Source organism: Sinomonas cellulolyticus (assembly GCF_014656475.1).
Taxonomy (GTDB): domain Bacteria; phylum Actinomycetota; class Actinomycetes; order Actinomycetales; family Micrococcaceae; genus Sinomonas; species Sinomonas cellulolyticus.
On sequence record NZ_BNCM01000014.1, the window covers coordinates 81,193 to 91,747 of the forward strand.

Annotated in this window: 10 protein-coding genes; 1 reads left to right on the forward strand and 9 read right to left on the reverse strand. The window is 69.3% G+C overall.

The window, feature by feature from the left end; all coding sequences use genetic code 11:
- Positions 1-88 precede the first annotated feature (88 nt).
- Both IE231_RS15525 and IE231_RS15530 read right to left on the reverse strand, forming a co-directional pair.
- Positions 89-2,281 carry a bifunctional copper resistance protein CopD/cytochrome c oxidase assembly protein gene (locus IE231_RS15525; RefSeq protein ID WP_374189464.1) on the reverse strand — a complete coding sequence of 731 codons (2,193 nt, stop codon included), beginning with the start codon at positions 2,279-2,281 and terminating at the stop codon, positions 89-91.
- Between the two features lie 133 nt (positions 2,282-2,414).
- Positions 2,415-2,699, reverse strand: a complete 285-nt coding sequence (locus tag IE231_RS15530; protein WP_189694894.1) for an HU family DNA-binding protein — start codon at positions 2,697-2,699, stop codon at positions 2,415-2,417.
- Between the two features lie 226 nt (positions 2,700-2,925).
- Here IE231_RS15530 and IE231_RS15535 point away from each other — a divergent pair, with 226 nt between their 5' ends.
- A complete protein-coding gene (locus tag IE231_RS15535; protein WP_189694895.1) occupies positions 2,926-3,834 on the forward strand; it encodes a phosphotransferase in 909 nt (302 codons plus the stop codon).
- Between the two features lie 122 nt (positions 3,835-3,956).
- On the opposite strand, the gene IE231_RS15540 is transcribed toward IE231_RS15535, so the two are convergent.
- The 7 genes from IE231_RS15540 to IE231_RS15570 form a co-directional block, all read right to left on the reverse strand.
- Positions 3,957-4,838 carry an ABC transporter ATP-binding protein gene (locus IE231_RS15540; protein WP_189694896.1) on the reverse strand — a complete coding sequence of 294 codons (882 nt, stop codon included), beginning with the start codon at positions 4,836-4,838 and terminating at the stop codon, positions 3,957-3,959.
- Complete coding sequence (locus IE231_RS15545) at positions 4,828-5,601, reverse strand: ABC transporter permease (protein WP_189694897.1); 774 nt, start codon at positions 5,599-5,601, stop codon at positions 4,828-4,830. The genes IE231_RS15540 and IE231_RS15545 overlap by 11 nt, the downstream gene beginning before the upstream one ends.
- Entirely contained in the window at positions 5,598-6,449 is an 852-nt protein-coding gene (locus tag IE231_RS15550) for an ABC transporter permease (protein WP_189694898.1), read from the reverse strand. The genes IE231_RS15545 and IE231_RS15550 overlap by 4 nt, the downstream gene beginning before the upstream one ends.
- Positions 6,446-7,447 carry an ABC transporter substrate-binding protein gene (locus IE231_RS15555; protein ID WP_189694899.1) on the reverse strand — a complete coding sequence of 334 codons (1,002 nt, stop codon included), beginning with the start codon at positions 7,445-7,447 and terminating at the stop codon, positions 6,446-6,448. The genes IE231_RS15550 and IE231_RS15555 overlap by 4 nt, the downstream gene beginning before the upstream one ends.
- Before the next feature lie 34 nt (positions 7,448-7,481).
- Positions 7,482-8,465, reverse strand: a complete 984-nt coding sequence (locus tag IE231_RS15560; RefSeq protein ID WP_189694900.1) for an ABC transporter substrate-binding protein — start codon at positions 8,463-8,465, stop codon at positions 7,482-7,484.
- A gap of 141 nt (positions 8,466-8,606) precedes the next feature.
- Complete coding sequence (locus IE231_RS15565) at positions 8,607-9,407, reverse strand: ABC transporter permease subunit (RefSeq protein ID WP_189694901.1); 801 nt, start codon at positions 9,405-9,407, stop codon at positions 8,607-8,609.
- Positions 9,373-10,323, reverse strand: coding sequence for an ABC transporter ATP-binding protein (locus IE231_RS15570; protein ID WP_189694902.1), 951 nt, complete (start codon positions 10,321-10,323; stop codon positions 9,373-9,375). The genes IE231_RS15565 and IE231_RS15570 overlap by 35 nt, the downstream gene beginning before the upstream one ends.
- Positions 10,324-10,555 lie beyond the last annotated feature (232 nt).

Genomic DNA, 10,555 nt, shown 5'->3' on the forward strand with positions numbered 1-10,555 from the left:
ATCAGGTGTGCTTGTCAGGGCCAACCCCATTATCCCGGGGTTTCTTCCGCACGTTACGCCGTGCGACGCCGGGGGCGCCCGCGTGCCCCTACCGCCCCTGGGCCTCGTCCCGCTGCTGGAGGCGGCTGAACATGGCGTTGTAGGCCTCGAGGTCGGCATCGTGGTCCCTGTCGGCCGCACGGTCGCGGCGCTTGGTCTCGCGAGCGTCGGATTTGGACCACATGACGGCGACGCCGACGGCGAGGATGAGCGTTGGGATCTCGCCGATCCCCCACGCGATGCCGCCGCCGGTCTGCTGGTCCTCGATGGCGGACTGCCCCCAGGCCCGGCCGAGGTTGCCGAAGAAGGACGGCTCGAGCAGCACGGTGGAGCCCATGAGGGTCACACCGAAGAAGGCATGGAATGCCATGGTCGCGAGCAGCAGGACGAGGCGGATCGGGTACGGGAATCTCCGCGGCAGCGGGTCCGAGCCGATCATGGTCAGCACGAAGATGTACCCGGTGAGGGTGAAGTGCAGGTTCATGAGCTCGTGGCCCACATGGTCCCGCATGGCGTAGCCGAACAGGCCGGAGTAGTAGAACAGGATGATCGATCCGGCGAAGTTCGCCGCGGCGAACAGCGGATGCGTCACGAGCTGCGACCACTTCGAGTGCACGAACACCAGCAGCCACTCGCGCAGCCCGCGGCTGCCGTCCCGGCGCGGGGTGAGGGCCTTGAGCGCGAGCGTCACGGGCGAGCCGAGCACGAGGAACAGGGGCGCCACCATGGTGAGCATCATGTGGTCCACCATGTGGGCGGAGAACAGCACCCGGCCGTACACGGCGGGAGGCCCGCTCGTGATGTACGTCAGGGCAATGAGCCCGGCGAACCATGAGATGGCACGGAGCCAGGGCCACGGATCCCCCCGCCGCGCCACCTTGACCATGCCGAGGATGTACGTGATGGCCCCGAAGACGGCCACAGTCACCCACAGCCAGTCGGCGCGCCACTCGGTGAGCCAGCGGGAAGGCGTGAGCTCGGGCGGCAGCTCGTAGCCGGTGAGGATGAACGCCGGCGAGGCATCGGGCGAGTAGGTCGTGGGCTCGGGCGGGGCGGACCGCGAGAGCGCCACCGCGAGTCCGGACACCGCGCCCATGACCACGGCCTCGACGCCGATGAGCTGCCAGAGCACGCGCCGCGCGGAGAGGCCGCGGCCCAGCTGCGGGATGATCCACTGCCGGTGCATGTAGCCGATCCCGCCGAGCACCACGGCGAGCGTGGCCTTCGCGAGGATGAGCTGCCCGTACGCCGAGGAGAACAGGTCCTCGAGGCGCGGCAGCCGGATGAGCGCATTGATCACGCCGGACGCCACCACGAGCACGAAGGCGAACAGCGCCAGCGCCGAGAACCGGCGCAGGGTCGCCTCGGTCGCGTCGGTCGCCTGCACGGTACGCACGACGCCGCGCTGGCGGCTCGCGCCGACGGCCGCGCTCGCGTGCGACGCCCCGTGAGGGCGGTCCGGGCTCCCGGCGAGCGTGCGGCCCAGAAGGGCGAGCACGGCGATGCCGCCCACCCACAGCGAGGCGCCGACGAGGTGGAGGAAGAGCGAGTTGATGGCGCCCTCGTGGTCGTTGGAGCTCGCCGAGTGGCCGATGAGCGCCATCGGCACGAGGCCGGCCACGCTCAGCAGGCCGGTGAGCGCGAGCCCGGTGAGCGAGCGGACGGCGAACAGGAGCGTCGCGACGACCGCGGCGATGATCACGGTCATGAGCCATGCGCGGCCCACGTCGAGGTTCGTCATGAAGAAGACGAGCTGCTTGGTGTAGTCGGCGCTGCCGGAGAGCGGCTGGCCGACGAGGTCGGAGTGCGTGAGGACGAGGACGGCAATGGCGGTGATCGTCCACGCGATGGCCCCGCCGGTCGCTACCCTCAGGGCACGGGTGAACGCGGGGTGCTCGTCGCCGCCGTCGCCGGCTGCCGGGTCGGTGTCGTGGGCGCCGTGGTGCGTGCGCCGGGGGGTGGGGTGCCTCGGCAGGATCCCCACCGCGAACGTGATGCCGCCCAGGACCGCCGCGAGCGAGAGGTTGAGGAGCATCTTCGAGAGAGGAAGGCCCCACCGAACGAGGGCGCCCGGATCGAGGACCTGCCGGGCAGCGGCGGCTCCCGAGAAGATGAGGCCGCCCACGAGCGCAAGGACTGCGACGGCCAGCCCAGCAATCGCCCATCCGCGTGCGGGCCCCGCGCTTCGCGTGGGAGCAGGGGTCGCGGCGGCCGGGGGGGCTGGAGGAGCAGATCGTGGCACTCCTCCATTGTCCCAGACCCGGGATGGCCCCGGCGGCCCCGGGAGCGAGGCTCCGGCCACACCGGCCTGAAAAGGCGGGAGGGGCAGCGGCGCGATGCCGCTGCCCCTCCCGGGACTGCCCGAGGGCTCGGGACTACTTGCCCGAGGCGGCAGCCTTGAGCTTGGAGCCTGCAGTGAGCTTGACGCTGTGGCCGGCCGGGATCTCGATGGCGGCACCCGTCTGCGGGTTGCGGCCGGTGCGGGCGGCACGCTCGGTGCGCTCGACGGCGAGCCAGCCCGGGATGCTGATCTTCTCACCCTTGGAAACGGAAGCCTCGAAGACCTCGAACAGTGCGTCGAGCACACCGTTGACTGCGGCCTGGCTGAGGCTGGTCTTGCCGGCGACTTCTGCAACCAGATCGCTGCGGTTCTTAGCCATGGGTCCTCCTGGACGTTGGTTTCTACATGTCAGCCCTCGAACGGCGCTCCGGGCTGCTGTTACCGCAACTTACCAGCTATCGGGCGCGTGACCAGCTGATTTCCGCGGGTTTTCGGGGTTTCTGGGCGATTCTCGGGTGATTCTGCCCCCAATTCCGCATCAAGCGGAAGTTCAACTATCGTTTGCGGCCCTGCGGCGGCCTCAGTGCGCCGGATAGCGTGGGGGCGTGGCATCCCCCGTCTCGAACGCATCGCCGCTCTCGCCTGCCCAGCGGGCGCTCGTAGATGCCTGGTTCGGGGAGTGGGAACTACTCGGGGACCACTCGTGGGGCCTCCAGGGCATCCACGTGCTCAGGATTGCCACCGCGCAGGGCCCGGTGGCGGTCAAGGCGTCCGGGACGAGCCACCACATTGTCAGGGAGGCCCGGGCCCACCGGCAGATGACTGCTCCACTCCTCGCCCTCGACCCGCCCCGCGCCGCACGGCTGCTGCACGCCGACACCCGCGCCGGAGTCCTCGCCGCGACCTGGCTTCCCGGCCGCCTCGTGGAGGGCGGCCCGCACGAGCGCTCCCCGGAGGCCTTCCGGCAGGCAGGGGAACTCCTGGCACGCCTCCACGTCCCCAAGAACCTGACCTCGAGCTATGATCCGGCCGCACTGAACAAGGTGGGCGACTTCCTCTCCCGCGCGGCCGGGCTCGCGCCGGCCGCTCACCTCCGCGCCGCCGAGCGCCTCGCGGCCTCCCACCGCACGGCGCCCCGCTGGCTCTACGCGACCCACGGCGACTTCCAGCCGCGCAACTGGATCGAGGACGGCGACTGGGGCGCCGGCTCTGGGCTCGTCTCCCTCATCGACTGGGGCCGGGCCGGGTACCGGCCGTGGGTCACCGACCTCGTCCGGCTCGAGCACCAGTGCTTCCATCCCGGTCACGGCCGGTCGGCGCACGACGCCGCGCAGCTGCGGGCGGCGTTCTACGCGGGCTACGGGCGCGACCCCGCCCAAGAGCCCGACTCGTGGCGCCTCGACACCCTCCTCCAGTCCCTCGGCACCATGGTCTGGGCCCACGAGGTCGGCGACGCCCCGTTCGAGGAAGAGGGCCGCCTCATGCTCGCCCGTGCCGTGGACTGGTTCGGCTGACGGCGACGGGACGCGGACCCGGTGGTCAGAGGAGACGCCCCGCGAAGGAGGCGCACGACGGCGGGTGATCACCGCCGTCGTGCGCCCTCGGTTCCGCTGGGGTCAGCGCATCGGAAGCCCCGTCACGCCCTCCCGGAGAGGGCAGCGTCCGGACGGTGCCCGTGCTTCGCGAGCTGGATCTGCTCGTAGACATGGTGGCGCAGCTCGGTGAAGCGCGGGAGCGCGCGGGTCTCGAGCTGGTCGCGCTCGGCCGGCAGGTCGATCACGAGATCCTCCTGCACCACCGTGGGTGAGGAGGAGAGGATGATGACGCGCTGGCCGAGGTACACGGACTCGTCGATGTCGTGCGTGACGAACAGGACGGTGACGCCGAGGTCCTTCCAGATGCGCCGGATGAGGTCCTCGAGGTCGGCACGGGTCTGGGCGTCAACGGCGGCGAAGGGCTCGTCCATGAGGAGCACCTCGGGCTGGTACGCGACCGCGCGCGCAATCGCGACACGCTGCTGCATGCCGCCCGAGAGCTGCCACGGGTACGAACGCGGCACGTGCGCGAGGCCCACGGCCTCGAGGGCCTGGTTGACGAGCTTCTCCCGCTCGGCCTTGGGGACGCCGGCGTTCTTCAGGGGCAGCTCGACATTGTCCTTGACGCGCAGCCACGGGAAGAGGGAGCGGCCGTACTCCTGGAAGACCACCGCCATCTTCTTGGGCGGCCCGGTGACCTTCTTTCCGTCGAGGATGACCTCGCCGGACGTCGTGGACAGGAGGCCGGCGATGCACTTCAGGAGCGTCGTCTTGCCGGAGCCCGAGGGTCCGACGATGCAGGCGAGCTCGTTGTGGCCGAGGTCGAAGGTGAGGTCGCGGACGGCCTCGATGTCCCCGCCGTCGGTGCGGTAGACCTTCTTGACGCCGCGCACCGACAGGAGCGCCTCGCCCTCGGGGAGGGTCCGCCCGCGGGGCACGGTGCCCGTGGCCGGGGCAGTGGTCTTGGTCTGGTCAGGCTGCATTCTCTACCTCTTTGAGGCCGTTGTACCAGCGGAGCACTGTCCGCTGGATCCACTGGAAGATGAGGGACATGGCCACGCCGATGAGTCCGAGGACCACGATGCCGGACCACATCTCGGGGATCGCGAACGAGCGCTGGAACTGCACGATCGCGAAGCCGAGTCCGGACGAGGACGCGAACATCTCGGAGATGACCATGAGGATCAGGCCGATGGAGAGGGACTGCCTCACGCCAGCGAAGATCTGGGGGGCCGCGGACGGCAGGATCTGGTACCGGACCCGGTTGAACCCGGTGATCCCGTACGAGCGGGTGGTCTCGTTCTGGACCGGGTCGATGGCGCGCACGCCCTCGATCGTGTTCAGCAGCACGGGCCACACGCAGCCCGAGACGATGACCGCGACCTTCATGGAGTCGTTGATGCCCACGAGGAGCATGAGCACGGGAACGAGGACCGGCGGCGGGACCGCGCGGAAGAACTCGAACACGGGCTCGGTCAGAGCCCGGAGCGTCGGGCTGAGACCCACGAGGAGGCCGAGGACGACGCCGAGGATGATCGCCGCCGCGAGTCCGACGAGGAGGCGCCCGAGGCTCGGGAGCACGTCCGAGAGGAGGCGGTCGCCGAACCACGTCTGCGGGAACTTCTCCACGAGGGCGCCCGGGGTGGGGACGAAGAAGTTGGGAGCGCCGGACGTCGCTGCCCACCAGAGGGCGATGAGCAGGGCGGGCAGGCCTATCCCGTACAGGAGTGCCTTGAGGACTTTCATACCGCGACCTCCCCGCGGATCGAGGGATGCCAGGACAGGAGGCGCCGCTCGGCCCAGCGCGCGGCGAGGTTGACGACCACGCCGAGCAGGCCGGTGGCGAGGATGAGGGCGTACATGCCCGAGATGGCGCCGCCGGACTGGGCGAGGGCGATCTCGCGCCCGAGGCCGGGCGAGCCGATCACGAGCTCGGCCGTGATCGCGAGGATCAGTGCGACGGATGCCGCGAGCCGAACGCCGGTCATGAGGTACGGCAGCACGGTCGGGAACACCACGTCCCGGACCCGCTGCCACCAGGAGAAGCCGTAGCTCTTCGCGGTGTTCATCGCGACGGTGTCCACGTCCGCCACGCCGTACAGCGCCTGGATGAGCACCTGCCAGAAGCTCGCATACACCACGAGCATGAGGGTCGACTCGATCTTGATCCCGAACAGCAGCACAGCGAGCGGGATGAGCGCCACGGACGGGATCGGGCGCAGGAACTCGATGGTGGAGTTCGTGGCCCGGCGCAGGAACGGGGACATGCCGATGATCAGGCCGAGGACGGTGGCGAGCACGACGGCGATCGCGAGCCCGATGGCCCACGCCGACATCGTGTCGCCCACGGCCTTCCAGAACAGGGCCAGCCCGAGGTCGTTCGCGAGCGCGGCGAGCACCTCCGAAGCGGGCGGGAGGTACTTCGCCTGAACGATCCCGATCGCCGGCGCGAGTTCCCACACCCCGAGGAAGGCGAGGATGCCCACGAGGCCGAGGACCGGCGTCGTCCATGCGTTCTTCCGGCCCCGCCGCCTGACCGAGCGCGCCCGCGGGCCGAGCCTCTGCTGCGCGGGCGCGGCTGCCTGCGTGCTCATCGCGGCAGCAGCTCGTCGAGGTTGACCGGCTTGGACAGCGTGCCGTACTTCTGCGCGGCGTCGGCGAGCTTCTGCACGGACGCCCGGTCGAACGTGCTCCGGTACAGCGGCAGGTTCATCTTGGCGCGCGTGGCGGCGTCGATCTTGGTGTAGGTGCCCACGATGTCGCGGACCTCCTGCGGGTGCTGCTGGGCGTAGTCGAGCGACTTGTTCATGGCACGGGTGAACTTCGCCGTGAGCTCCGGCTTGTTCTTGACCGTGTCACCGCTCGTGAAGTACCCGGCGATGTCGAGCTTCGGGTCGAACTCGACGAAGTTGTTGCTGAGCACACGGTCCCCCGCCTCGACGCCCGCGGTGCGGAACGGGTCGAGGATCCACGCGGCGTCCACCACGCCCTTGTCCAAGGCGGCCTGGGCATCGGGGAACGCGACCTCGACGAACTGCACCTTCGAGGGGTCCCCGCCGGCCTTCTCCACGACGGACTTGATGGTCGTGTCGCCGATGTTGGAGAGGTTGTTGACCGAGACCTTCTTGCCCTCGAGGTCCTTGGCGGTCTTGATCGGAGAGTCGCCCTTGACGAGGACGGCACCGAACTCCTTGGCCGGGTCGCCCGTCGAGGAGGCGCCGTCCGCCACGAAGCGCATGTCCAGGCCCTTGTCCTTGGCCACCATCACCGAGATGAGGTTCGAGAACGCGAAGTCGTAGCTGCCCGACTGGACGCCGGGGACGATCGCCGAGCCGCCCGTCGCGGTCTGGATGTCGAGGTCGAGGCCCTCCTCGGCGAAGAAGCCCTTGGACTTCCCCAGCCAGATCGGCGCAGTGTCCACGATCGGGATGACGCCGACAGTGATCTTCTGGGTCTGGCCCCCCGCCGCAGCGCCTGACGCGCTCGAGCCGGCTGCTCCGGGCTGCGCGCTGCTGGGCGAGCCGGCGCCGCATGCTGCCAGGGAGAAGAGGGTTAGCGCTGCGGCCGCTGCCGTCGCGATGCGCTTGAACATGGGTGTGCCTTTCGAGTGGTCCGGGTGCGTGGGACTACTTGACGAGGAGCGAGTCGATCGAGGGCTGCTTGGTCACGAACTTGTACTTGAGCATGAGGTTGCCCAGGTCGCTGAGCTGCTGCTCGCGGAGCTCGGCGGACATCTGCTCCATGTTGAGCTTCTGCGCGGCGGCAGCATCCATCTTCAGGAAGGTCCCGGCAGCCGCCTTGAAGCCCTGCTGGTCATTCTGGACGGCGTCCAGCGTGGTCTTCATGGCCTTCTTGAACTTGCTGACCGTGTCCGGGTTGGACTTGGCGTAGTTGCCGGAGGTGAAGCTGACCATCGTGGGAAGGCCGGGGATGACCGCCTGGTACGGGTAGCCGAGGACCTGGTAGGCGGGGTCGCTGGCCATCTTGGTCAGGAAGGGCTCAGGGACCCACGCGGCGTCGATGTTGCCGCGGTCCAGCTGTGCCTGGGCATCGGGGAACGCGACCTCGCTGAACTTGACAGCCTTCGGGTCGCCCCCGTCCTTCGCGACGGATTCCATGATCGTGAGGTCGCCTTGGGTGTTCACGGCGTTGACCGAGACGGTCTTGCCGGCGAGGTCCTTCCACGAGTGGATGCCGGAGCTCTTCTTGACGATGACCGCCTCGATGTCGGGGCCCGAGGCGATCGAGTTCGAGAAGCCGGTCACGACCTTCATGTCGAGGCCCTTGTCCGCGGCGACGAGGACGGACAGCGGGTTGCCGACTGCGAAGTCCATGCTCCCGGAGGACACGGCAGGGAGCATGGCGGCCCCACCCTGGCCGGTCTGGAACTGGACGTCGAGGCCTTCCTTGGAGAAGTAGCCCTTGTCGACCCCGTACTGGACGGCGGCTGACGGGGCGATGCTCAGCACGCCGACAGTGACCTTGGTGAGCGAGCCGCCGCCGCTCTGCTGGCCGGCGCTGGCGCCCGACGGCGAGCCGGCACCGCAGCCGGTCAGTGCCAGTGCCGCTACGGCCGCGCCTGCGAGTGCCTTGGAAAGGGTCTTGAACATGATGTGCTCCCTCGCGTGGGGCGCCGAGTCACCGTCGACTCGGGTGTGATGCACCCCACGTTCAACAAGCACAATATCTTCAACCATTGAGATAATCAACCATTGAATCCGCCCAGTTATCCTCGTATGCACACGGCGGGCTCAGGCAGCGGTGTCGCGCCGCCGCAGCCCCACCACAGCAGCGCCGATCAGGACGGCCGCTGTGGCAACGGCGATCGCCGCACTGGGCCAGTCAAGCCCGTTCCTCAGCGGATCGTGGCCCACGTACTGGTAGAACGGCGAGTACTCGCGGGCCGGCTCCAGCCAGTCGACCACGGGCGCGAGCCCGTTGACGAGGTAGGCCAGGACGGCGAGGGCTGCCGGGATGCCCTTGCTCACCCCGGGCCTTCCGGTCGACGCGGAGAGGGCGAGCGCGAGGCTGCCGAACACGAGTCCCAGCAGCCCGAGATGCGCCATGGCCGCGGCGATCTTGTCCCCGGGCAGGACCAAGTCCGCCCACCCGCCCTCGAGGACCAGTGCGAAGCCAGCGACGGCCGCGAGCAGCGCGACGCCGAGGACCATGGCGCCGGCCTTCTCGAGGACCACCCGCCCCCGGCCCACGGGTTCGGCAAGGAGGAGCTCGAGCGTGTGATGCTCTTCCTCCCCCGCGATGGCGCCGGCACCCATGCCGATCGCATACATGAGGATCACGATCGGGGCCATGAAGGAGAGGAGCTCGATCTGGACATAGCCGGTCGGGGTCGACATGTCCGCGGCCTGGGTGGCGAAGAGGTTGCGGAAGGCCTCGGGCATCTGCTGGAGCATGTCGTTCATGGACGGCTGGTCCTTGATGCTCGGCCAGAAGGCCGCGTACATGCCCATGAGCACCACGAGGCCCGCCGCCCAGGCGGCGAGGGAGCGCCACTGGTCACGAAGCGTCTTGAGCAACACGCTGGAGAGCATCGGACTCGCCTCCGTAGTAGGTCAGGAACATCTCGTCGAGCTCCGCCTCGGCGCATTCGAAGTCGATGACGCGATGGGCGCTCACTCGCTTGAGCAGATCGTCGAGGGCGGACTGCGGCGCGCTGCAGGTCAAGGACTGCCCGTCCACAGTCAGCCCGCGAACGCCGGTTACGCCTGCGAAGTCGTCTGGCCGGACTGCATCGGCGAAGGTCGCCCGGATGTGGTGCAGCGACTTGCCGCTCAGGTCCGCGAGCCGTTCCACCGCGACGAGCCGCCCCTCGCGCACGACGCCGATCCTGTCCGCGACGCGCTGGACCTCGCCGAGGATATGGGATGAGAGGAGGACGCTCCCGCCATCGGCGGTGTGCTCCCGCAGGAGGGCATGGAACTCGCGCTGGACGAGGGGATCGAGCCCGCTCGTCGGCTCGTCCAGGACGAGGAGGCGGGGCGCTGACATGACTGCGAGGACGATGGCGAGCTTCTGGCGGTTGCCGCGGGAGAGCGTCCGGGTCCGCCGCGAGAGGTCCAGTCCGAGCCTCTCGGCCACGGTCCGGGCCCTGGCCGTGTCATCGCGGCCGCGCAGGTGGCCGAGGTAGGCGACGTGCTCGCGGCCTGTGAGGCGCGGATAAAGGGAAGGCTCCCCCGGGACGTACCCCACGAGCCGGTGAACCTCGCGGGCCTCGGCCCAGACGTCGAGCCCGAACACTCTCGCCCTGCCCGAGGTGGGCCGGATCATGCCCATCAGGAGCCGGATGGTCGTCGTCTTACCTGCTCCGTTCGGGCCGAGATAACCGAACACCTCGCCGGGTTCGAGGATGAAGCCGACCGAATCCAGCGCGACAGTGCGCCGGAAGCGCTTCGTGAGCCCCTCGAGCACCACCGGGTGCTCGGAGCGGCGGGCCTGGGTGTCTGCCATGGGGCCAGTATCCAGCGGCCCGGCGCCCTCCCCCTAGGGGCGAAGGGCCGGCCATCTGACCGCGCACCGCACCCGCGGGCGCCCCTGGTTGCGTCTTGGGCGCCGGGCCGTCGGGGCGCTTGGCCCTTTGAGAGCGGCGGGCATATTTCCTGGCGGGCATGTTTCCTGTTTAAGCGTCAGGACCCCCGGCCGTGTGGTCGGGGGTCCTGGAATGGTTGTCCGGCGGTGTCCT